Origin of the sequence: Halomonas halmophila, from assembly GCF_006540005.1 — a bacterium.
Taxonomy (GTDB): Bacteria; Pseudomonadota; Gammaproteobacteria; order Pseudomonadales; family Halomonadaceae; genus Halomonas; species Halomonas halmophila.
In genome coordinates this window covers 42114-63514 of record NZ_BJOC01000013.1, presented here as the reverse complement: position 1 = coordinate 63514, position 21401 = coordinate 42114, and the positions used below count along the sequence as shown (strand labels likewise).

Here is a 21401-nt window from a genome sequence, read left to right as displayed (position 1 = left end):
GGAAACACTGCCTAAATGCCTGCGCATTCAAATCGCTGCGTTATAGCCGCAATCCTTGGCGGCTACCCTGCGGGCCCGTCGAAAGAAGGTTCAAATTCGCTCCTGGCGAATTTGTGCGCGGTGCTGGTGCGCCAGCCCGGTCGAAATCTCGCCTAACTATCTGTTATGTATCGCTTTCTGTGCTCCGGGGCCTTGCGCTTCACTATACTCGGCATTTTATTCAGCGTTTCCCTGAGGCAAGGCAAAGCCGACGAACTGGAGTTTGCGTCGTGTAAATGAGTATTTCGAGTCGATTTTCAACGCCGAATGGGCGCGGGTAGTCAGTTTTCAGACAAAGCGCACAACGAAAAGGCGCCGGTTTGAGCGGCGCCTTGTTCCTTTTCAGCCAGCTGACCCGTCAGGGCTTAATCATCGGTACCTGCATCGGCCGTCTCTACCTTCATGCGTCGACGCAGTATGGGGCCGACGATGTACGGCAGAATCAGCCCCAGGCCGGCGAAGACCCACAGACCGATGGCCAGGCCGCTGCTCCACAGGATGCTCCAGTCGCCCTCGGACAGGGTCATGGCATGGCGCAGATTCTTCTCCATCTCTGGCCCCAGCAACAGGCCGAGTATGACCGGCACCAAGGGTATCTCCAGCTTGCGCAACAGGTACCCGGCCACCCCGAAGGCCACCATGAAGTAGAGATCGAAGGCGGTGTTGGAGATCGAGTAGATACCCACGAAGGCGATCATGGTGACGATCGGCAGCAGATACATCGGCGGTACCGAGAGCAGCTTGACGAAGATGCCCACCAGCGGGATGTTCAGCACCAGCAGCAGGAAGTTGCCGATCAGCAGGGCCGCGATCACGCCCCAGACGATATCGGCATTCTGCGTGAACATCAGCGGCCCGGGGGTGATATTCAACGAGATCAATAGCGCCAGCAGCACGGCGGTGGTACCACTCCCCGGGACACCAAGCGTCAGCATGGGCACCAGTGCACCGCTGGACGCACCATTGTTGCCGGCCTCGGGACCGGCCACACCGCGCGGATCACCTTGACCGAAGTAGCCCTTCTTGCCGACGACCTTCTTTTCCAGTGTATAGCCGATAAAGCTGCCCAGCGACGCCCCTGCCCCCGGCAGAACCCCGGCAATAAAGCCCAGGATGCCGCCACGAATGCTGGACGGCATGATCGCGCGCAAGTCCTTGAAGGACAGAGTCAACTTGTTGACGGACATCTTTTCCTTGCCGCCACCCGCCTTGTCCTCGATGAAGAACAGCAGCTCGGAGATGGCAAACAGGCCAACGATAGCGATGATGAAGTCGACGCCTTCATAAAGCTCCAGCACACCGAAGGTATAGCGTTGCACGCCGGTGGTATCGATGCCCACGGTCGCGATCATCAAGCCGATACAGGCCGCCACCACGGTCTTCATGGGGTTCTTGCCGGTGATGCCCCCCAGGGTGGCAAAAGCCAGCAGGAAAAGCGCGAAATATTCTGCTGGACCGAACGTCAGGGCAAAATCCGCCAGTAACGGCGCCAGCAGAATCAAGCCGATGGTGGCAATCAGACTGCCCATGAAGGACGCCACGGCCGAAATCGCCAGGGCCTCGGCGGCCTTGCCCTTCTGCGCCATGGGATAGCCATCCAGGCAGGTCATCATCGCCGGCTCGTCACCGGGGATGTTGAGCAGAATCGAGGAAATGCGTCCACCATACATGGCCCCGGCATAAACTGAGGTCAGCATGATCAGAGCGGTTTCCGGCTGTAGGCCAAGGGTAAAGGCCAAAGGAATCAGAATGGCCACGCCATTGGCCGGGCCCAGCCCCGGCAAGGCACCAATCAGGGTACCCAGAAATGCCCCCAGCAGGGCGAACATCAGGTTATGCGGTGCCAGGGCAACCGCAAAACCATCCATCAAATATCCCAGGGTTTCCATCAGCCAGCCTCCAGGAAGGAAAGTACACCCAGCGGCAACGCCAGACCCAGTGCGTAATTGAATACCAGGAACACCACTACACCGGCCGCGGCGCCGGTCATGTAGGCCTTGGCCAGCGTGGCGCCCATGCGCCAGCAGAGGGTGCCCACGGCCAGGGTGGTGCTGATGATGAAGCCGAGCGGCTGCAGCAGTGCGGTATACAGCAACAGGACCACCACGGCGATGATCAGCTCGACACCGGTGCGGCTCCAGGGCCAGGCATTGTCAGGGTCGGGCCGCACGATCATGTAAAGACTGCTGAGCACGAGCACTGCCGACAGCAGATAGGGAAAGGTCTCGGGCCCGACAGCCTCGGACCCCCCGAATGGTACGGGAAACTGGCTGGCGCCCCAGCCGTACGCGACGGCCAGGACGATCAGCAGAATACCGCAGATACGGTCGTTGAAGGTCATTACTTGATCAGCCCGATATCCTTGGAGAGTTTTTCGATGTCGTCGATCTGGTTCTTGACGAAGTCCTCGAATTCACCGGCACTCATGTGGAACGGCATCAATCCGTTCTGCTTCATGACGGATTTCCACTCTTCGCTGGCATAGATGGTATCCATGGCATCCGTCCAGTAGGCCTTGGCCTCGTCGGAGATATCCGCCGGCATGTAGAAGCCTCGCCAGTTGGGGCCGACAGCATCGATTCCCTGTTCCTTGGCGGTGGGAATGTCGCTGTATTCGCCCGGCAGGCGCTCTTCGGACAGAATGGCCAGCACACGCAAATCCCCGGATTCCATGAAGCCCTGTGCTTCACTGATGTCCCCGGTGAAAGCGTCGACATGCCCGCCGACCACCTGTGTCATGGCCTCACCGCCATTGTTATAGGACAGATATGGGATTTTCGGCAGATTATCCACGCCTGCCGCCTGGGCAGCGATCAATACCTTGAGATGGTCCCAGCCACCCTTGGCGCTGCCACCGGCGAACTTGACGCTGCTCGGGTCTTCCTCGAGAGCACTCATCAGCTCGGGCAGGTCATCGTATTCGGAATCCTCGGCCACACCGATGACACCGTAGTCGGCACCCAGGGCACCGATCCAGTTGACCATATCGGCATTCATGCCCGGAAATTGTCCCTGAGCCAGTCGCGTAGTGGTGGCAGTGGAAGCGGCCACCAGGAGTTCCTCATCCCCGGCGCGCTTGCTGACGGTGTGAGCATACGCCACACCGCCACCGGCTCCGGCCATGTTGATGGTCTGAACGCTGCCCGGTACCAGGCCCAGCTCTTCCAGGACATTGCCTACACTGCGACAGGTGAAGTCCCAGCCGCCGCCCGGATCGGCGGGTGCCAGGCATTCCACCTTGCCTTCGGGCTCGAAGGCCATGGCAGAGCCGGCACTCACCGACAGGGTAGCAACTGCAACAATCGTGAGAGGCGTCTTGATGGACATTATTGTTGTCCCCTTGAGTCGTGAAATGAAGTTCGCTTGAAGAACGCTGACGGCTGGCTTACAATTCTGTAAGGCAGAACAACGTTCCTTAGGATAGAAAGCTAGGCGTAGCGCCGCTTCAGGTCAACGCTGCCGAGAGAAATTGCGACCAAAGTTTAACCTCCAGGACCAACGTCACCTCACCAGACACGGAGCCCCGGCATGGCACAGGATCGTGTGGAAGCCGTCGAACGCGCCCTGAGGATTCTCGAGGCCTTCGACTCGTCTCAGGAGCACTTCACACTGGCCGAGCTCGCCCAGGCCACCGGCTACTACAAGAGCACCCTGCTGCGTCTGCTGGGCTCTCTGGAACGACACGACTATGTCCAGCGAGGCGATGACAGCCGCTGGCGATTGGGCGGCAGCCCGTCGCGCCTGGCGCGCCGCCATGCCCCCTCTCAATGGCTTGCCACGCGCCTGCAACCCCTGCTCGACCGGATGGCCAGTGAAACCGGCGAAACTGCGGCCTTACTGGAAGTCCAGGCCGGTTGCGTCGAGTGCCGTCTGGTGGCTCTGCCCGACAATGCCCTGCGTCATGAGCTGCGCCCCGGCCAGCGTTGGACCTCGGCATCCACCGAGGATCCCCGTCCAGCCTTGCCGGGGGGCACCATGGGGTATCGCGCCCTCGAAACGCCCGCCGCGACACCACTGCATTGGCTGACCCTGTCGGGACCGGCCAGCCGACTCACGCCATCCCGGGCGGGGCGGTGCCTGGACAAGGCGCTGGCAACGCTCCGACCGAGCGAGGAGATGACAACATGACAGTGCTGCTGGTAGAGGACGATCACCTGCTGGCCGAGACCCTCGTCGATGCGCTGGAACTCGAGGGCCACTGCGTCCAGCATCTGACCGACGGCACGGCGGCGCACCAGGCACTGGACACGCCGCGCCATGGGCATGCCCTGATCCTGCTGGACCTCAATCTTCCCGGCTGCAGCGGGCTGGCGGTTCTCGAAGCTCTGCGACAGCATGACCGGGATACGCCGGTGTTGATTCTGACCGCCCGCGGCGCCGTGGAAGACCGGGTACGCGGACTGGACCTGGGGGCCGACGACTATCTGGCCAAGCCTTTCGCGCTGGATGAACTGGAAGCTCGCATGCGAGCGCTGCTACGGCGACGCGAGCGGCGTCAAGTTCTCCAGGTCGGGCCCCTGCAGTTCGATAGCCTGTCCCAGGCCTTCAGCCTGAACGACCAGCCGCTTGCGCTGCCACCACGGGAACAGCGCCTGCTGGCCTGCCTGATGCGTCATGCCGGCGAACCGGTCGACAAGGCACAATTGACCGAAGAAGCCTTTCAGGGAGCCGCCATGGGCGATAATGCCATCGAGGTCTATATCCACCGACTGCGCAAACGGCTCAGCGACGTCGGTATCGCACTGCGCACCGTGCGCGGTATTGGATACCTGCTGGAGGCCGAGTGATTCGTCGGGATAGCCTCTACCGCCGCCTGCTGTCGTGGCTGATGCTGCCCATGGTGGCGCTGGGGGGCCTGATGCTGTTCCAGGCCTGGCTGGATGCGCGTCAGACTGCCGACCGGGCCTTCGACCGCTTGCTGGAAGCCTCGACCCTGGCGATCGCCGAACAGGTTCAGTGGCAGGATGGCCGCCTGTGGCTCGACTTGCCCCCGGCCGCCCTGGAAATGCTGGCAACGGACGCCGAGGAGCGGGTCTTCTACGCCATCTACGACGACCGGGGCCACTTTGTAACCGGCAATGCCGACCTGCCCGGCGTCGACGCACCTGTCGCGGAGAATCGCGACACCACCGATGCGCTCTTCTATCAGGACATTCGCTGGCATGACCTGGCCCTGCGCCTGGGCGTGCGGCGCACCCATATCGAGGACTGGCGCCAGCGCGAACGCTTCGAGATACGCGTGGCCCATACGCGCGAAGGTCGCCAGCAACTCGCCGAACAGCTGCTCCGCGGCAACCTGATGTACATCTTCGGCATGGCACTGTTGGCTGCCATTACGCTGTTCATCGCCATTCGCAGCGCCCTGGCGCCGCTGACCCGCCTGCGCCGTGCCATCCGCGCCCGAGACCCGCGCACCCTGTCTCCCCTCGAACTGCCATTGCCCCGCGAACTGGCCGAACTTCGCGAAACGCTCAATGAACTGCTCGCCCGCATGCGCCGGGTGCGCGCCAACCAGGAGCGCTTCATCGGCGACGCCTCACATCAGTTGCGCACCCCCTTGGCGGGGCTCTCGGCACGTGCCGAACTGGCGCTACGACAGGATGACCCGGCGCAATGGCATCAGGCCTTGAGTGCCATGCACGAGACCAGTGCCAGAACGTCTCGCCTGGCCATGCAGCTATTGTCCCTGACCCGCCTCGACAACCCGGAGTACCAGCCGGAGCTCGCGACGCTCGACCTCGGCGACCTGGCCAGACGCCTGGTGAAGCGCTACTGGAGTGACTGTCATCGTCAGGCCATCGACCTGGGGGCCGAGTTGCCGGCGACCCAGGTAATGGTGAGCGGACTGGACTGGCAGTTGGAAGAGGCCGTGACCAATCTTGTCGACAACAGTCGCCGCTACGGTGCCACTCGCATAACGGTGCGCGTCAGCGCGGCACCTCCCCAGCTGGAAGTGGAAGATGATGGGCCCGGCATTCCGGCGACCAAGCAGCTTCTGATGCTGCGCCCCTTCCACCGGCACAGCGAGGATCCTGACGGCTCCGGCCTGGGGCTGACCATCGTCGACGGCATCGCGCGCAGTCATGGCGCCCGTCTGGGCCTTGCCGACGGCAAGGCAGGCCAGGGGCTGCGCGTAACCCTGACATTCCCCGAAGGAGATCCGGCATGAGACGAGGCCTGGCTATCCTGATGCTCGGCGGCCTGTCACTGATCGCCGATGCCGACCCGCCCCCGGGCGACACACATCAGCAGGCATCGACGCTGATCATCCATGGCGCCCTGGACAAACCGTACATGCGCCCCCTGCTGGCAGACTTCCGGCAGCAACACCCCACCCTTGAGGTGGACTACCGCAATCGCGATACGCTGCCGCTATACCGCGACTTCCTGGCCGCACCAGATGAGGCCGACGTGGTGATTTCCTCCGCCATGCCCTGGCAATACCGTCTTGCCAACGATGGTTATGCTCAACCACTGAAGACACCGTCAGCACAACAATGGCCGGCATGGGCCAGGTGGCGACAGGAGCTATTCGCCTTCACCTTCGAGCCCATCGTCATGGTCGTGCACCGCGAGCTGCTGGAGCGCTACTCCCGCCCCGACAACCATGCCGAACTGCTGGCGCTGCTACGGCAGCAGCGGGAACCTCTGACAGGCCGGGTGGTGACCTATGATCCCCGCCTCAGCGGGGCAGGCTATACCTACGCCATCGAGGAGTCCCGGCTCTCGCCACGTTACTGGGATCTGGTGGCGGCCCTGGGCGATGTCGAAACCTCTCTTGCCGCCACCACCGGCGAGATGCTGGACGGGCTTGCCGAGGGACGCTACTGGATCGGCTACAACCTCCTGGGCAGTTATGCCCGGCAGTTCGTCGCGGCAAACCCCGATCTCGAGATGATTATCCCCGATGACTATACCCTGGTGATCCAGCGCCTGGCCTTCATGCCTCGCCAGGCGCCGCACCCGGACAATGCCCGGCGCTTTCTCGATTACCTGATCAGCCGACGGGGGCAGGCGGTGATTGCCGGGGAAACCTCTCTCGGTGCCATCCACCCGGACCTTAGCGGCCCCGGTACGGCGGCGGCCTGGCGCACGACGCATGGTGATGCCCTGCGGCCACTGACCATCGGCCCCGGCCTGCTGGCCACCCTGGACGAACTCAAGCGACAGGCCCTGTTGAGCCGCTGGCAACGCGAGTTCAAGCGCGACGACAGCCAATCCCGAGAAGCGGTGTCAGGGAGTAATGAGTGAGTGGTGAGGAGTGAGGAGTGAGGAGTGAGGAGTGAGGAGTGAGGGTGATATGTAATAGCGCGAGGGATAATAGACAGAGGGGTGAGTACCAGGGCCCGGCGTGACACCGGGCGTGCGACGAGTTCAGCGTGCGTAGGTCAGTTCGACCGGGGCGACACCACGTCCCAGCATGCCCAATTCACGGGCAGCGCGCTTGGACAGATCGATAATACGCCCATCGACATAGGGGCCACGGTCATTGATCAGCACCTCGACCTGGCGACCGGTATCGCGGCGCGTCACCAGCACACGGGTACCGAAAGGCAGCGACTTGTGCGCAGCGGTCAGATCCGTTTGATCGAAGGGTACACCACTGGCCGTCGTCTGGCCCTGAAAACGATCTGCGTAGTAGGAAGCCACGCCCTTCTGGATCGGGCTATTGGCCTGCGACTCACTGGCGCAGCCGGATAGCATCACCAGCACCATGGCCATGACACCCTGGCGGATAAAGCCCGGGGGCCCAACGCCCCTGGTCCTGCAAGAAAATCCCATTCGTCACCTCACAACGGCTTGTACGCCCTGCCCTTCGCGCGGGTCAGGCGCCTCGAGACGCGTCAGACGGCGTTGGGTGCTTTCCCTGCAACCACCCATCTGCACTGGCTCGTGTCGAGTCGAACCAATTCAGAGCGTCATGCAACGTCACCACATCTCCGACGATGATCAATGTCGGTGGACAGATTTTATCCACCTCGCCGCCCGAAGGCAAATCGCCCAGCGTTCCCAGGTGTACCCGCTGGCGGCGCGTCGTACCCTGCTCGATCAGCGCCAGCGGTGTTCGGGCGGCCAGTCCATGGGCCTGCAGACGTTCCCCGATGATCGCCAGGCTGCCAAGCCCCATGTAGAACACCAGGGTCTGGCCGGGTTGCGCCAGCGTCGGCCAATCGAGCTCACAGCCACCGTCGCGCAGATGGCCGGTGATGAAGCGCACCGACTGCGCGTGATCCCGGTGGGTCAGGGGAATGCCGGCATAGGCAGCACACCCCGAAGCAGCCGTGATGCCGGGCACGACCTCGACCAGTACGCCGGCACCGACCAGAGTTTCCAGCTCTTCTCCACCACGCCCGAAGATGAAGGGATCCCCCCCCTTGAGACGCACCACCCGCTTGCCGGCCTGTGCCCACTCCACCAGGGCCTGATTGATTTCCCCCTGGGGCACGCTGTGCCGCGAGCGTTGCTTGCCCACATACAGGCGCTGAGCGTCCGGGTTGGCAAGCGCCAGGATGGCGTCGCTGACCAGGCGATCATGCAGGATGACTTCGGCCTGCTGCAGACGGCGCAGCGCCTTGATCGTCAGCAGCTCCGGATCGCCCGGCCCCGCTCCGACCAGGCACACCCGCCCCGGCTCGAACGCCGTTATCGGAGGAGAGGTCGCCGCCGGCGGGCACGCTGAAGAGTTAGCTGCCATATTCCCTGACACCTGGAATCGAGTGATTAATATGCCGTAACGTAATGAAAAAAAGGCAGTAACGCTACTAACGTCTGAGCGCAAGCATATAACCAGCGCCTAGCCCCACACAGCCTTGCCCCACACAGCATCGCCCCGCTGAGCGGGGCGATACATAGCCAGGCAGGAGGGACAGAACCGTTCAACAGGACAGAGCGCGCCTCAAGCCAGGACGCGTCAACTCGCCGATTACCGCCATGACCGCCAGGGCCAGCAGCAACCAGGGCCATTGAGCGGCAAAGTCGATATCGAGCCAGCCCAGGGCATCGACAAAGATCACCAATATGCCCAGCGGACTGACATAGCGGACCATGAACAGCCAGAGTCCATGCGCCAGCGGTGACAGCCCCAGCTCTTCCCGCAGCGCTTCGCTACTGAGCACGAAGCCGGCCATCAAGGCCATGCCGAGTCCGCCCAGGGGCATCATCAGGCGCGATGTCAGGAAGTCCAGCCAGTCAAAGAAGTGCTTGCCGAGCAGCGTCCACTCTGCTCCCACATTGAATGACAGCATGGCCAGGGTACTGATGAACCACAGCACGATCCCCGTGCCCCAGGCGGCCGCCCGACGACTGAGGCCCTTGTTGTCGGTGAGCCAGGACACCGTGGCCTCGACCATCGAGATCGAAGACGTCAGCGCGGCCATGGAAAGCATCACGAAGAAGAGGGTACCGAACAGGGTACCCAGCGGCATGGCCTGGAAGGCCAGCGGCAGGCTCATGAAAATCAGACCCGGGCCACTGCCGGGTTCCATGCCGTTGGCGAAGATCACCGGGAAGATCGCCAACCCGGCCATCAGGGCCACCAGGGTATCGGCTACCGCCACGGTCAGGGTAGTGCGAGCGATGGAAACCTCGCGTGGCAAATAGCTGCCGTAGGTCAGGATGGCCCCGGAGGCCAGCGAGAGTGTGAAGAAGGCGTGTCCCATGGCCGCCAGCATGCCTTCACTGGACAGGCTGCCGGCATTGAAGGCGAACAGGAAAGCCAGCGCCTCGCTGAAACCACCGGAGAAGGCGCCATAACCGATCATGATCATCAACATGATGACCATGCCCGGCATCATCCAGCTGACACTCCTTTCGATACCGGACTGCACCCCCTTGCCGACGATCAGCATGGTCGCCAGGGTCACCAGGCTGCTCCACGCCCCCAGGCTCCAGGGATTGGCATTGTTGGCCGCGAAGATGGCCGCCATATCATCGACACTGGAGGCGGCCAGACCACCACTCAGCATCTTCCACAGATAGGCGAACGACCAGCCGGCCACGACTACATAGAAGCTGAGAATCAAGAAGCCGCACAGCATGGCCATCCAGCCCAGCAACGACCAGGCCGGGGAGCGTCCCGACTCGCTGGCCATGCGGCGGATGGCATCGATGGGGCTACCCCGGCCACGCCTGCCGAGCGCGATTTCGGTCATCATCACCGGCACGCCGACCGAGAGTATGCACACCAGGTAGACCAGCACGAAGGCCGCACCACCGTATTCACCGGTCATGTAAGGAAATTTCCAGACATTGCCGAGGCCAGCCGCTGAGCCGGTTGCCGCCAGCACGAAGCCCCAGCGGCCTAGCCACTGGGCACGAGGTCGATCAGTCTTTGTCATGTTGCACCAGAATCACGGAAATCTTGTTGTCGCCCATCACGCGACATGGCAGCGAGAAGCGCCATATTGTGACGGATTTTGTCGTGATTGGGCAGTGAGGCAACGGCCTGACCCCGGATGCCTGTCGATCCGGCGCCAGGCACCTGCCTGCAGGTCGGTCAGGCGGTGTATGGCCCGGCTGCCCACCCCCACTGCCGTTTTCGAGAGGCTTGCCCCTCAGGCGTCATCGGCACCCAGTACACCGCGGCGAATCTGGTCTTCCTCGATGGACTCGAACAGTGCCTTGAAGTTGCCTTCCCCGAAACCATCGTTGCCCTTGCGCTGTATGATCTCGAAGAAGATCGGGCCGATCACGGTATTCGTGAAGATCTGCAACAGCACTCCCTGGTCCGGTCCGCCATCGACCAGCAGGTTCAGCTCGCGCAGCGCCTCGAGATCTTCCTGATGGTTGGGCACGCGCTGATCGACCTTTTCGTAGTAGGTCGCCGGTGTGGTCATGAAGCTGATGCCGTTGGCCTTGAGGGCGCGTACCGTGGCATAGATATCGTTGGTGGCCATGGCCAGGTGCTGAATGCCCTCGCCGTTGTAGTCGCGCAGGAATTCGGCGATCTGCGAGGTGTCATCGGCCGACTCATTGATCGGAATGTGCATCCTGCCGCAGGGCGCCGTCATGGCACGCGAATGCAGGCCGGTCTTCTTGCCTTCGATATCGAAGTAACGATTCTCGCGGAAATTGGCCAGGCGAGTATAGAAGCCCGCCCAGACGTCCATCTGGCCGCGGTCGACATTGTGGGTCAGGTGATCGAGTACCTCGAGGCCAACCGCATTATCATCGGCACCGGCACCGGGTATCGGCTCGAAGTCGATGTCATAGATGCTGCGCCCCTGATCATCCCGGCTCTGGTCGACGAAATACAGCAGCGAGCCACCGATGCCCTCGACGGCCGGGATGCCCACCTCCCCCGGTCCGACCGAGGTTTCGACGGCCCTGGCACCGGCACTTTGGGCCTGCTCCATGGCCTGCCGCGCATCGGCCACACGCCAGGCCATGGCACAGGCGGATGGGCCGTGGGTGGCGGCAAAGGCCGCCGCATGGCTGTTCGGCTCGGCATTGAGCACGAAATTGATATCCGCCTGCTGAAAGAGTGTCACGGCCTTGGAACGGTGACGCCGCGTCTCACTGAAGCCCATGGCCAGGAAGAGCGCCCGCAGAGCGTCAATGCCTTCCTGAGTGGGAGCGGTATACTCGACGAACTCGAAGCCGTCGGTCCCGATGGGGTTCTCGGCGCTGATGGTGCGCGGAGTGGTGGCAGGTGCGTTCATGATGATTCCTCCAGAGTGACAGTTCCTTCCAGGAGACCACCCGCACTTCGCGTGAAATGCGCTGGCCTCCCCCTTCGATGCCCTCAAGACTAGAGTCATCCGGGCGGCCCTGGCAGCCGTCTACTCCGGCTTTCGAGCGCCCCACCAGGCCGCCTTTCGGGTCTGGCCGTAAGGCCTGCGTGACGGCCCCGCGCAGCGCCCGATTCAGCGCCGCCATGCGTAAAGAATTCCTTACAAGGCGTCACATCCCCCTGACGCCACGCCATGGCCAGGCCCTGGAAATGCAACCCACCGCCCCACTCAGTCCCGCTCAGGCGTCCGGGCCGTCACACTTGCGACCTTTTCATCCAGATGCTGCACACGATCTGTTCGCGTGCTAATCTTCATCGTCGTCGTGATGCGAGGCGCCCCCATGTCATGTACGACCTCGTGACAACGCTTGACCACGGCCATGACCTCATCCCAGGGACCCTCCACATTGGTACCGTAGGCATGCAGACGATGTTCAAGCCCGGCCTCGCCAATCACTTTCTGACAGGCCGCTACATGAGGTGACACCGACACGCCGACGCCAATGGGAACTACGCAGATATCAATGATCACATGCATTCCAGTATCTCCGAATCAAGGCTTGGATGAGCGGGCTAACAGATGAGGCATGGCATGCACTATGCTCGTATTGATAGCGTAACGCGGTCGGCCATGCCTTCATCGCGGGTAATCGTCGTCACCCGACCCGTACACCCCCTGTCGCTTTACAAGGATCAGGAGGACATTCATGACCAGCCAGCCAAAACTTGGCCCCGTCGAACTCCCCGATACCCGCGCCCGACACACTGTCGAGCAACTGCTGCAGGGCTCAGGTGTCACCCTGAATGGTAACGCGCCCCATGATCTTCGCGTCTATCATCCAGGCTTCTTCTCGCGCGTCCTGCGCCACGGCACCCTGGGGCTGGGTGAGTCCTACATGGATGGCTGGTGGGAGTGCGATCGTATCGACGAGATGGCCCATCTGCTGCTGCGTCAGGGGCTCGGCGCGCATGCCAAGACACGCGCCGACCGCCTCAAGTACCGCCTTCAGGCAGGCGTCATGAACCTGCAGAGTCGCGCCAGGGCCTACATTGTCGGCAAGGCCCACTATGATCTGGGCAATGACCTCTTCGAGCGCATGCTCGATGACACCATGTGCTACTCCTGCGGCTACTGGAAAGATGCCGATAGCCTGCACCAGGCTCAAGTGGCCAAGCTGGACCTCGCCTGTCGCAAGCTGCAGCTGGAACCCGGCATGCGGGTCCTGGATATCGGCTGTGGCTGGGGCAGTTTCGCCGAACATGCCGCGCGCCACTATGGCGTCGAGGTGACGGGCATTACCATCTCGCAGGAACAGTCCGAGCTGGCACGCCGGCGTTGTGCCGGGCTGCCGGTCGAAATCCTGCTTGAGGATTATCGTGACCTCGAGGGCACCTTCGATCGCATCGTCTCCATCGGCATGTTCGAGCACGTCGGGCACCGCAACTATGCGACCTATTTCGATACGGTGCAGCAACTGCTGGCCGATGATGGCCTCTTCGTCCTGCACACCATCGGCTCCAACACTTCCGAGATCAGTGCCGACCCTTGGATTCATCGCTATATATTTCCCAACGGCGTATTGCCGGCGATCAAGCATATCGCCGATGCCAGCGAGAGAAGGCTGCTGATGGAGGACTGGCAGAACTTTGGTCCTGACTACGACAAGACCCTGATGGCCTGGCTGACCAATTTCGACACCCACTGGCCGGAAATCGCGGACCGCTACAACGAACGCACCCGACGCATGTTCCGCTACTACCTCTCGGTCTGTGCCGGTGCCTTTCGAGCCCGCGACCTGCAGCTGTGGCAGGTCGTCTACTCGCGCCAACGTGATCGCCGCTATGATGCGCCCCGCTGAGTCGCCGGGAGGATTGGCACTCACGTAACCCCGGTCCCGACTACGACAAGACCCTGATGGCCTGGCTGACCAATTTCGGCACCCACTGGCCTGAAATCGCGGACCGCTACAACGAATGCACCCGACACATGTTCCGCTACTACCTCTCGGTCTATGCCGGTGCCTTTCGAGCCCGCGACCTGCCGCTGAGGCAGGTCGTCTACTCGCGTCGCCTGACAGGCAAGTCATCAAGGTCCTGTACAGAATTGACGCGACATTTACGACACTTTGCTAATATCTGATGTAAGAGTCGCTCCGAAAGCCCACCCGCTCCCGCTCGATATTCGAGCGACCTGACCAGTCCCGAAGCCACCGAAAGAGCCGACCGATCCACGAAGCCAGCGTGCTTGTAGTCAATTTCCTACAACGTTTGCCGGATGTCTGGAACATGGGCCCGAGGTATGATGTCGCGCCTAATGACAGGCATTAAATAAATAACTACCCGCACAAGGAACTGGCCTGGGTATAACCAACAACGAACTCGAACGCAGACGGAACAAAAGGATGAGCGCATGCCGGTCGACGATGTCATGCCTGACCATACGTTGCAGCCCCTGAAGACCCTGGCCGAACAACTGCCCGGCCTGCTCTTCCAGCTGCACCGCAGCCCCGGGGGCCACATGCATTTCCCCTATCTCGTTGGTAGTGGCAGACGGCTGCTGGGCGTGGCGCCGGAGCGGCTGGCCGGAGACGCGTCCCTTGCCTTCGAGCAGTTGGACGAGACCGATTATCCCCGCTGGATGGCGTCCATCGAGCGCTCTGCCCGATGGCAGACACCGCTGATGGGCAAATTCCGACTCAGCACCCGGGAGGGCCATGATCGCTGGATCGCCGTGCGCGCACAGCCCGAAGAGGTCGAGTCGGGCACCTTGTGGCACGGCATCATGCTCGACATCAGTGAACAGGTCGCCGAGGAAGAGCGCCTGCGCTTGCTCTCTGATACCGACTCGCTGACGGGACTGGCCAACCGACGCAAGCTGCTGCAGCGCCTCGACGAGGAAATCTCGCTCAGCAATCGACATGCGTTGCCGCTGTCGCTGGTCATCCTCGATCTAGACCATTTCAAGCACATCAATGACAGCTGGGGACACCTCAAGGGCGATGACGTGCTGATCAATCTCGCCCATTACATTCGTGACCTGCTGCGCCGCGAGGACTTTCTGGGCCGGCTGGGCGGAGAAGAGTTCGCTCTGGTCCTGCCGCTTACCGCTCGCGGCAATGCCGAGAACCTGGCCGAGCGGCTCAGAGAACGCATCGCCGCCCATGACTTCGCGCTGGAGGATGGCAAGATCACGGTCAGCATGGGGATTGCCGAACACCGCGTCGGGGAGGATCGCAACAGATTGCTGGAACGCGCCGACAGCAACCTCTATGCCGCCAAGCATCAAGGACGCAATCAGGTCGTCGCCAGCCGCTGACGTCGTCTAACCCGCAAGCTTGCGAGTCGTCAGCAGGTGCACCGGCAGATACAGCAACAGCGGCCAGACCAGCATCAGCACGCCAACATAGACAACGGGTTCGAACCAGGTCTGTACGTTCCCGAAGGGCCCCTGAACCCAGTTGACGTTGCGCACAGGGTCGGTCAACAGATAGGCCGCAGGCACTGCCAGCCAGGTGACACCTGTCTGCCAGAACAGGGCCCGTGGCTGATACCCGAGGCGCGCGATGCCGACCCCGGCCACCAGCGGGAGAATCAAGTGATAGAGCGATAACAGCCTGACACCCAGTGGTGTGGCGGCATCGAACATGTACTCGGTCCCACCGATCGGATGCCAGCCACTGAGCCAGGCCGTGCCGGCATCCAGCGCCCAGAGGCTGCCCACAAGGGCCGTCGCCAGCCACTGCATGGAGACCAGCAGGCGGCTCTCCGACCACAGCCCTATCAGCAACAGAAAATTGGCCAGATTGCACATCCAGAGATAATTCTGGACCCCCACCTGGATAGCGACCGCAGGTGCCCAGAACAGGATCCACAGGGTGAAGGCGAGCTTCAGCCACAACGGCAAGCGACGCCGCTCAGGATACTTCATGGTGAATCCCCGCCATCGATGCCATGGCGCTTGAGCTTGTTGGCAATGGTCGTATGCGAGACCCCGAGGCGCCTGGCCAGTTGACGGCTCGACGGATTCTCGGGGTAGAGACGATTCAGAACCTGTCGCTCGACCTCCCCGAGGATGTCGGCCAGCGAGCCATCCAGGTCGATGCCGGCAAGGCGCGCTGCCTGGCCCACATCCGGCATGCGCAACTGCTCGGGCTCGATGACGCCTCCCTCGCAAAGCGACACGGCCTGGAACAGCACGTTTTCCAGCTGGCGCACATTGCCCGGCCAATGGTAGCCACGCAGTCGGGCCAGCGCCGCCGGCGACAGGTGCGGCAACGCACAGCCGATCTGCCTGGCGGCACGATCGATGCACTGCTCGGCCAGCGTTTCCATGCCGTCCAGGCAGTCACGCAAGGGGGGCACGCTCAATGTCAGCACATTCAGACGGTGATACAGGTCCTCGCGAAAGCGCCCTTCACGGCACAGGCTCGGCAGGTCCTGCTGGGTGGCGCAGATGATGCGGACATCCAGATAGGTTTCCTCGTCACTGCCCACGCGGCGGAATCCGCCGTCCTGCAGAAAGCGCAACAGCTTGACCTGCATGCGTGGGCTGGTTTCGCCGACCTCGTCGAGAAAGATGGTGCCGCCCGAGGTCAACTCCAGCAGCCCGAGCTTGCCCTCGGGACGCGCCCCTTCGAAGGCGCCCGGCGCATAACCGAAGAGCTCGGTCTCGGCCATGGATTCCGGCAGGCCGGCACAATTCAGTGCCATGAAGGGCGACTGGCCGCGCGCGCCTGCCAGATGACAGGCACGCGCCAGCAGTTCCTTGCCGGTGCCGGTTTCTCCCTGAATCAACAAGGGCGCATCCAGCGGCGCCATGCGTCGTGCTTCGCGCATCAGCACTTCGAGCCGGGGGCTGGCCTGAAACAGCGATTCGAATCCCGGTGATGCCTGACGCTGTACCTGATAGATGCGTTCGCCGATGCGGTCGGCGCGATGCAGGGTCACCACGGCGCCTGCCAGGGAGGCGACATCCTCCAGGTGTTCGCGGTGCAGGGGCTCGATATCGGCCAGATAGGTGGCGTCATGCAGCTGCAGCCGCAAGCCATTGACCCGGGCATTGTTGCGTCGAATCAGGCCCGGCAGGTCGAGGTCCGGAAGGTAGCGATCCAGCGACAGGCCCGGCACTTCATCGACCCGGACGCCCAGCAACTGCCCCGCCGCCCGGTTGGCCGCCACCAGGTGACCTTCCATGTCGATGGACATCACCGGGTCGCTCAGGGACGACAGTAGCGCATCCAGTTCCAGGTGGCGTCGCTCGCTGGGCAACAGACTCACCCGGCGCACCCCGAACACCCCGGGGACCTTCTCCAGTTCTGGGCGCAGGGTGGTGAACTGGGCATTGAGCAGGTTCGGTACATGCAGGTAGATAGCATTGCCATGGTCACCGCCCACCTCGCCATGCGCCACGTTCAGGCCATAATCGGCAAAGTGCGCGACGATATCGCGCAGGATGCCGATACGATTCTGACAGTGAAATCTCAAGCGCATGCCGGGCTCTTCCCTCGCTGAACAGTGATATCGATGCCGGCAGTGGCGCAGTCATCGTCAAGCCGGCATGCCTCAACTGGCAACCTAACGTGACAGCGGCGCCACGGCAATTCAGCACATGGCGCTTATCCTGACCTGTCTCGGCCTCGACAGAATCAGATGTCACGAATTCTTTACACAAGAGCCGTACATCCCGCTCAAGGATTCATCGCCTCGATCCACCATGACCGCTCCCGAGGCCTAGACTCAGAGCAAATCACAACACAACAACGGGAGCCGTCATGAAAGCCGAGACGACCACGGATGCTGCCACCAGCAAGACAGGGTATCGCGTTCATTCCCCGAATGACGACGGCCGGATCGACTGGTCATCGCGCGAGAATGCCACCTGGCGCAGCCTCATGAACCGCCAGTTGCCCCTGGTCGAAGCGCGCGCCTGCAGCGAATACCTGGAAGGCCTGGAGCGCCTCGCCCTGCCCCGCGACCGTGTGCCGCAACTCGCCGACATCGATCGCGTGCTGACCGCCACCACCGGCTGGCGTACCGCGGCGGTACCCGCCCTGATTCCCTTCGACACCTTCTTCGAGCTGCTAGCCGAGCGGCGCTTTCCGGTGGCCACCTTCATCCGCTCACCGGAAGAAATGGAGTATCTCAAGGAACCGGACATTTTCCATGAAGTCTTCGGTCATTGCCCGATGCTGACCAACCCGGCCTTCGCCGAGTTCACTGCCACCTATGGACGACTGGGTCTCGCGGCCAGCTCCCGGGAGCGCGTCTATCTAGCCAGGCTTTACTGGATGACCGTCGAGTTCGGGCTGGTCGATACGCCCGCCGGGCGACGCCTGTACGGCGGCGGTATCCTCTCGTCACCCCGGGAAACGCTCCATGCCCTCTCCGACACGCCGCTGCATGCCGACTTCGATGCCCTCGACGCCCTGCGGACGCCCTACCGCATCGATATTCTGCAGCCGCTCTACTATGTGCTGGACGGCCTGGGCACACTGGAGCAGCTCGCCCGGGAAGACATCATGGGCCTGGTGCATCAGGCCATGGAACTGGGCCTGTACGCCCCGCATTTCACTCCCGCCTCCGCCGAGCCCACCACGGCCTGAAGCCGGGCCTGCTTGACAGGAGGCGACACCAGCCCCAGACAATGGGATACATCCATCCGCGATGAAGGAGGCAAGATGAGCGACCTCTCAGAACAACAGTGCGAAGCCTGCAGCTGGGACGCCCCGCATGTCACCGACAGCGAGATCGAGTCCTATCGACGCGACATCCCCGAGTGGCAGATCGTCGAACGCGATGGCATCATGCAACTGGAGCGGAGCTACAAGTTCCGCAACTTCCGTCAGGCCCTGGCCTTCACCAATGAAGTGGGTGAAATCGCCGAGCAAGCGGGACACCACCCGGCATTGCTGACCGAGTGGGGCAAGGTCACCGTGACCTGGTGGTCCCACGAAATGAAGGGCCTGCACAAGAACGACTTCATTCTTGCCGCCAGAACCGACGAGGTAGCGACGTAACATGTTCGAGCAAATAGAGCGGGTCCCCGGGGACGCCATCCTGGGTCTCATCGAGGCCTTCAAGAAGGATACCAATCCTCAGAAAGTCGACCTCGGTGTCGGCGTGTATCGTGATGCCAAGGGCAATACACCGGTCATGCGCGCGGTCAAGGATGCCGAGGCCCAACTGCTCGAAAACGAAATGACCAAGACCTACATCGGCTCTCACGGCGATCCGCGCTATGGCCAGGCCGTCCTGCCGCTGGTACTCGGGGAGGGCTCCCCGGTGCTCGAGGCCGGTCGTGCCAGCGCCACCCAGTCCCCCGGCGGTACCGGCGCCCTGCGCCTGGCCGCCGACTTCATCGCCACTCAACTGCCGGGCCGCAGCATCTGGGTCAGTGACCCCACCTGGCCCAATCATCTGGGCATCTTTCCGGCCGCCGGCCTGACCCTCAAGAAGTACCCTTATGTCGACGGCAACAACCGCCTGGATTTCGACGGCATGCTGGCGGCCCTCAAGCAGATCCCCGAAGGCGATGTGGTGCTGCTGCATGCCTGCTGCCACAACCCCACGGGCTTCGACCTTTCCCGCGATCAATGGGGACAAGTCCTGGAAGTCCTCAAGGAACGCAAGCTGCTGCCCCTGGTCGACTTCGCCTACCAGGGCTTCGGCAAGGGGCTCGACGAAGACGCCTATGGCCCGCGCCTACTGGCCGAAAACCTCGACGAAGTGATCATCACCAGCTCCTGTTCCAAGAACTTCGGCATCTACTGCGAGCGTACCGGCTGCTTGATCATGGTCGCCCGCAACAACGAGCAGATGGAAAACATCCGCTCCCAGGTCGCCATCGTGGCCCGCGAGAACTACTCCAACCCGCCCGCCCATGGCGGCTCGATCGTCGCGGAGATCCTGCACTCGCCGGAACTCACCGCCACCTGGCGTGAAGAACTCACTGAAATGCGCGACCGCATCAACAGCCTGCGCCGCGATTTCGTCGAGGCCCTCAAGCCCTACGGACTGGACGAGAAGTACGCCCATGTGGCCGAACAGAAGGGCATGTTCTCGTATACCGGACTAACACCGGAACAGGTCGACCGCCTGCGTGACGAATTCAGCATCTACATGGTGCGTTCTGGCCGCGCCAATGTGGCCGGCTTTTCTCACGACAACCTGCCCTATCTGGCGAAGGCAATCGCTGCCGTCAACTAGGCGCTGGCCGACAGGCTGTCAGCACTCGGGGCCTCGCGGGATCGCGGGGCCTCTTTGCATGGCGACAGGCTGAAGCACGCCCTCTGCTGAAGCCCCTCATCCGGCCGGCTCGGCAACGGCACGCCGCGGGCTGGCCAGCACCCGACGCAGCAGCCACCAGGCGGCCAGGCCTGCCAGCAGATTGCCAAGTGCCGCCCCGGCCGCCAGGCCGACGAGCCCCGCCAGCCAGACCCCGGCCCAGAGACAGGGCAGATAGAAGACGAAGAGTCGCGCCGCCGACATCAGCATCGCCCGCAGGGGCCAACCCAATGCATTGCCGGCCGAAACGACCAGCATGCACACACCCAGGGCTGCATAACTCGGCAGCATGAAGCGAATCAGCATGGCGAGGTCGTCACGCACTTCAGGGTTGCCGGCCAGCGCCTGAGCCAGCCAGGGGGCGGCCACCGCCAGTATAAGTCCCAGCGCCAACTGCCAGATGATCACCACACGCAAGGCCAGCCGCAGTAGCCGATGCACCTGCTGCCAATCGCCTGCACCATAGCAGCGCCCCAGCCAGGGTGGCAGCGACATGGTCAGGGCCAGCACCACCATCAGCGAGACGGTCTCCAGACGATTGGCCAGCCCCCAGGCCGCCACTTGCGACTCCCCCAGACCGGCCACCGCCGAGAGCGCCAGCATGGCGGCCAGGGGCGGCATCAACTGGCTGATCATGGCCGGCCCGGCAATACCGGCGAAGGGGCGCACGGAAACACGCAGCTCTCCTGTCAGCCCTCGGGTCGACAACCAGTCATGTCGCGACAGCCGCCACGCCAGAATGGCCAGCCCAAGGCCAAAGGCGAGCACGGTGGCAATGGCGGCACCCGGCAGCCCCAGCCCCTCCCAGGGGCCGATACCGAAGATCAACAGTGGATCGAGAACCAGGTTGGCGACGCTGGTCGCAACCATCAGGATGCCCGGCAGACGCGTATCCCCATGGGCACGAAACAGGCTATAACCAAAGTACAGACAGGCGCCGACCCAGGCAGCCACCAGCTGCGGATTCCAGTAGCTGCGAATCAGCGACAGGGACTCGGGCGCTGCTCCCAGGTGCAGAAAGATCGGCGCCTGCCACCACCACAGCAACAGCGCCAGCAACGCGATCACGCCGGCACCACTGATCAGTACCAGGCTCCCCAGGCGTCTGGCCGAATCGAGCTCGCCGGCCCCCAGCGCACGCGAGATCAAGGCAGCAATGGCGATCCCCATACCCACCTGGACACCAATGATCAGAAAGCCCAGCGGAAAGGTGAAGGTCTGGGCGGCCAGGGGCGCGGTGCCCAGACGGGCAATGAAGGCACTGTCCACCAGTTGAAACCCCAGCAGGGACAGCACGCCGATAGCCATCGGCCAGGTCTGGCGCCACAGCGTGGCGCCCAGGGAGGAC

Annotated in this window: 21 protein-coding genes; 10 read left to right on the top strand and 11 right to left on the bottom strand. The window is 62.7% G+C overall.

Going from position 1 to position 21401, the window contains the following annotated elements:
* Nucleotides 1-404 precede the first annotated feature (404 nt).
* From HHA01_RS04485 to HHA01_RS04475, 3 genes are read right to left on the bottom strand one after another with little or no spacing between them, the layout of a single operon-like run.
* A complete protein-coding gene (locus HHA01_RS04485) occupies nucleotides 405-1928 on the bottom strand; it encodes a tripartite tricarboxylate transporter permease (RefSeq protein ID WP_141318171.1) in 1524 nt (507 codons plus the stop codon).
* Nucleotides 1928-2380: a tripartite tricarboxylate transporter TctB family protein gene (locus HHA01_RS04480; RefSeq protein WP_141318169.1), complete on the bottom strand. Its 453-nt coding sequence runs from the start codon at nucleotides 2378-2380 to the stop codon at nucleotides 1928-1930. The genes HHA01_RS04485 and HHA01_RS04480 overlap by 1 nt, the downstream gene beginning before the upstream one ends.
* On the bottom strand, nucleotides 2380-3366 hold the full coding sequence (locus HHA01_RS04475; RefSeq protein WP_141318167.1) for a Bug family tripartite tricarboxylate transporter substrate binding protein: 987 nt from the start codon (nucleotides 3364-3366) through the stop codon (nucleotides 2380-2382). The genes HHA01_RS04480 and HHA01_RS04475 overlap by 1 nt, the downstream gene beginning before the upstream one ends.
* A gap of 201 nt (nucleotides 3367-3567) precedes the next feature.
* On the opposite strand from HHA01_RS04475, the gene HHA01_RS04470 reads away from it, so the two are divergent.
* From HHA01_RS04470 to HHA01_RS04455, 4 genes are read left to right on the top strand one after another with little or no spacing between them, the layout of a single operon-like run.
* Nucleotides 3568-4167, top strand: coding sequence for a helix-turn-helix domain-containing protein (locus tag HHA01_RS04470; RefSeq protein ID WP_141318165.1), 600 nt, complete (start codon nucleotides 3568-3570; stop codon nucleotides 4165-4167).
* On the top strand, nucleotides 4164-4826 hold the full coding sequence (locus HHA01_RS04465) for a response regulator transcription factor (protein ID WP_141318163.1): 663 nt from the start codon (nucleotides 4164-4166) through the stop codon (nucleotides 4824-4826). The genes HHA01_RS04470 and HHA01_RS04465 overlap by 4 nt, the downstream gene beginning before the upstream one ends.
* The gene (locus HHA01_RS04460) at nucleotides 4823-6208 is read left to right on the top strand and encodes a sensor histidine kinase (protein ID WP_141318161.1); all 1386 of its coding nucleotides are present in this window, start codon (nucleotides 4823-4825) and stop codon (nucleotides 6206-6208) included. The genes HHA01_RS04465 and HHA01_RS04460 overlap by 4 nt, the downstream gene beginning before the upstream one ends.
* Nucleotides 6205-7290, top strand: coding sequence for an ABC transporter substrate-binding protein (locus HHA01_RS04455; RefSeq protein WP_141318159.1), 1086 nt, complete (start codon nucleotides 6205-6207; stop codon nucleotides 7288-7290). The genes HHA01_RS04460 and HHA01_RS04455 overlap by 4 nt, the downstream gene beginning before the upstream one ends.
* A 123-nt stretch (nucleotides 7291-7413) precedes the next feature.
* On the opposite strand, the gene HHA01_RS04450 is transcribed toward HHA01_RS04455, so the two are convergent.
* The 5 genes from HHA01_RS04450 to HHA01_RS04430 all read right to left on the bottom strand — a co-directional run bounded on the left by HHA01_RS04450 (nucleotide 7414) and on the right by HHA01_RS04430 (nucleotide 12308).
* Complete coding sequence (locus HHA01_RS04450) at nucleotides 7414-7755, bottom strand: septal ring lytic transglycosylase RlpA family protein (protein WP_170214830.1); 342 nt, start codon at nucleotides 7753-7755, stop codon at nucleotides 7414-7416.
* Between the two features lie 109 nt (nucleotides 7756-7864).
* Nucleotides 7865-8734 carry a uroporphyrinogen-III C-methyltransferase gene (gene cobA, locus HHA01_RS04445; protein ID WP_141318155.1) on the bottom strand — a complete coding sequence of 290 codons (870 nt, stop codon included), beginning with the start codon at nucleotides 8732-8734 and terminating at the stop codon, nucleotides 7865-7867.
* A gap of 181 nt (nucleotides 8735-8915) precedes the next feature.
* Nucleotides 8916-10376, bottom strand: a complete 1461-nt coding sequence (locus HHA01_RS04440) for a sodium-dependent transporter (RefSeq protein ID WP_141318153.1) — start codon at nucleotides 10374-10376, stop codon at nucleotides 8916-8918.
* Nucleotides 10377-10592: 216 nt separating this feature from the next.
* A complete protein-coding gene (gene hppD, locus HHA01_RS04435) occupies nucleotides 10593-11699 on the bottom strand; it encodes a 4-hydroxyphenylpyruvate dioxygenase (protein WP_141318151.1) in 1107 nt (368 codons plus the stop codon).
* 300 nt (nucleotides 11700-11999) lie between these two features.
* Entirely contained in the window at nucleotides 12000-12308 is a 309-nt protein-coding gene (locus HHA01_RS04430) for an MTH1187 family thiamine-binding protein (protein ID WP_141318149.1), read from the bottom strand.
* Nucleotides 12309-12477: 169 nt separating this feature from the next.
* Between HHA01_RS04430 and cfa the strand changes: the two genes are divergently transcribed.
* From cfa to HHA01_RS04415, 3 genes are all read left to right on the top strand, one after another.
* Nucleotides 12478-13629 (top strand): cyclopropane fatty acyl phospholipid synthase, encoded by a 1152-nt coding sequence (cfa, locus tag HHA01_RS04425; RefSeq protein WP_141318147.1) that lies wholly within the window; start codon nucleotides 12478-12480, stop codon nucleotides 13627-13629.
* Nucleotides 13626-13910 carry a class I SAM-dependent methyltransferase gene (locus tag HHA01_RS04420; protein ID WP_373862936.1) on the top strand — a complete coding sequence of 95 codons (285 nt, stop codon included), beginning with the start codon at nucleotides 13626-13628 and terminating at the stop codon, nucleotides 13908-13910. Before cfa ends, HHA01_RS04420 begins: the two co-directional genes overlap by 4 nt.
* Before the next feature lie 270 nt (nucleotides 13911-14180).
* Complete coding sequence (locus HHA01_RS04415) at nucleotides 14181-15086, top strand: GGDEF domain-containing protein (RefSeq protein ID WP_141318143.1); 906 nt, start codon at nucleotides 14181-14183, stop codon at nucleotides 15084-15086.
* A gap of 6 nt (nucleotides 15087-15092) precedes the next feature.
* Here the strand turns inward: HHA01_RS04415 and HHA01_RS04410 are convergent, their stop codons facing one another.
* Nucleotides 15093-15698 (bottom strand): hypothetical protein, encoded by a 606-nt coding sequence (locus tag HHA01_RS04410; protein WP_141318141.1) that lies wholly within the window; start codon nucleotides 15696-15698, stop codon nucleotides 15093-15095.
* Complete coding sequence (locus HHA01_RS04405; protein WP_141318139.1) at nucleotides 15695-17260, bottom strand: sigma-54-dependent transcriptional regulator; 1566 nt, start codon at nucleotides 17258-17260, stop codon at nucleotides 15695-15697. The genes HHA01_RS04410 and HHA01_RS04405 overlap by 4 nt, the downstream gene beginning before the upstream one ends.
* Before the next feature lie 281 nt (nucleotides 17261-17541).
* Here HHA01_RS04405 and phhA point away from each other — a divergent pair, with 281 nt between their 5' ends.
* The 3 genes from phhA (at nucleotide 17542) to HHA01_RS04390 (ending at nucleotide 19975) form a co-directional block, all read left to right on the top strand.
* Nucleotides 17542-18372, top strand: coding sequence for a phenylalanine 4-monooxygenase (gene phhA / locus HHA01_RS04400; RefSeq protein WP_141318137.1), 831 nt, complete (start codon nucleotides 17542-17544; stop codon nucleotides 18370-18372).
* A 75-nt stretch (nucleotides 18373-18447) separates the two neighbouring features.
* Nucleotides 18448-18786: a 4a-hydroxytetrahydrobiopterin dehydratase gene (locus HHA01_RS04395; protein WP_141318135.1), complete on the top strand. Its 339-nt coding sequence runs from the start codon at nucleotides 18448-18450 to the stop codon at nucleotides 18784-18786.
* A gap of 1 nt (nucleotide 18787) precedes the next feature.
* The gene (locus HHA01_RS04390) at nucleotides 18788-19975 is read left to right on the top strand and encodes an amino acid aminotransferase (RefSeq protein ID WP_141318133.1); all 1188 of its coding nucleotides are present in this window, start codon (nucleotides 18788-18790) and stop codon (nucleotides 19973-19975) included.
* 96 nt (nucleotides 19976-20071) lie between these two features.
* Here HHA01_RS04390 and HHA01_RS04385 read toward each other — a convergent pair whose 3' ends face one another.
* Complete coding sequence (locus tag HHA01_RS04385; protein WP_246053818.1) at nucleotides 20072-21361, bottom strand: MATE family efflux transporter; 1290 nt, start codon at nucleotides 21359-21361, stop codon at nucleotides 20072-20074.
* Nucleotides 21362-21401: the final 40 nt, after the last annotated feature.

Bases quoted from the DNA above. Each gene is read 5' to 3' on its own strand.
- HHA01_RS04440 (WP_141318153.1), bottom strand. From the start codon at position 10,376: ATGACAAAGACTGATCGACCTCGTGCCCAGTGGCTAGGCCGCTGGGGC.
- HHA01_RS04480 (WP_141318169.1), bottom strand. From the start codon at position 2,380: ATGACCTTCAACGACCGTATCTGCGGTATTCTGCTGATCGTCCTGGCC.
- phhA (WP_141318137.1), top strand. From the start codon at position 17,542: ATGAAAGCCGAGACGACCACGGATGCTGCCACCAGCAAGACAGGGTAT.
- HHA01_RS04475 (WP_141318167.1), bottom strand. From the start codon at position 3,366: ATGTCCATCAAGACGCCTCTCACGATTGTTGCAGTTGCTACCCTGTCG.
- HHA01_RS04385 (WP_246053818.1), bottom strand. From the start codon at position 21,361: ATGGCTATCGGCGTGCTGTCCCTGCTGGGGTTTCAACTGGTGGACAGT.
- HHA01_RS04415 (WP_141318143.1), top strand. From the start codon at position 14,181: ATGCCGGTCGACGATGTCATGCCTGACCATACGTTGCAGCCCCTGAAG.
- HHA01_RS04390 (WP_141318133.1), top strand. From the start codon at position 18,788: ATGTTCGAGCAAATAGAGCGGGTCCCCGGGGACGCCATCCTGGGTCTC.
- HHA01_RS04470 (WP_141318165.1), top strand. From the start codon at position 3,568: ATGGCACAGGATCGTGTGGAAGCCGTCGAACGCGCCCTGAGGATTCTC.
- cfa (WP_141318147.1), top strand. From the start codon at position 12,478: ATGACCAGCCAGCCAAAACTTGGCCCCGTCGAACTCCCCGATACCCGC.
- HHA01_RS04450 (WP_170214830.1), bottom strand. From the start codon at position 7,755: ATGGTGCTGGTGATGCTATCCGGCTGCGCCAGTGAGTCGCAGGCCAAT.
- hppD (WP_141318151.1), bottom strand. From the start codon at position 11,699: ATGAACGCACCTGCCACCACTCCGCGCACCATCAGCGCCGAGAACCCC.
- HHA01_RS04405 (WP_141318139.1), bottom strand. From the start codon at position 17,260: ATGCGCTTGAGATTTCACTGTCAGAATCGTATCGGCATCCTGCGCGAT.
- cobA (WP_141318155.1), bottom strand. From the start codon at position 8,734: ATGGCAGCTAACTCTTCAGCGTGCCCGCCGGCGGCGACCTCTCCTCCG.
- HHA01_RS04430 (WP_141318149.1), bottom strand. From the start codon at position 12,308: ATGCATGTGATCATTGATATCTGCGTAGTTCCCATTGGCGTCGGCGTG.
- HHA01_RS04410 (WP_141318141.1), bottom strand. From the start codon at position 15,698: ATGAAGTATCCTGAGCGGCGTCGCTTGCCGTTGTGGCTGAAGCTCGCC.
- HHA01_RS04465 (WP_141318163.1), top strand. From the start codon at position 4,164: ATGACAGTGCTGCTGGTAGAGGACGATCACCTGCTGGCCGAGACCCTC.
- HHA01_RS04455 (WP_141318159.1), top strand. From the start codon at position 6,205: ATGAGACGAGGCCTGGCTATCCTGATGCTCGGCGGCCTGTCACTGATC.
- HHA01_RS04485 (WP_141318171.1), bottom strand. From the start codon at position 1,928: ATGGAAACCCTGGGATATTTGATGGATGGTTTTGCGGTTGCCCTGGCA.
- HHA01_RS04395 (WP_141318135.1), top strand. From the start codon at position 18,448: ATGAGCGACCTCTCAGAACAACAGTGCGAAGCCTGCAGCTGGGACGCC.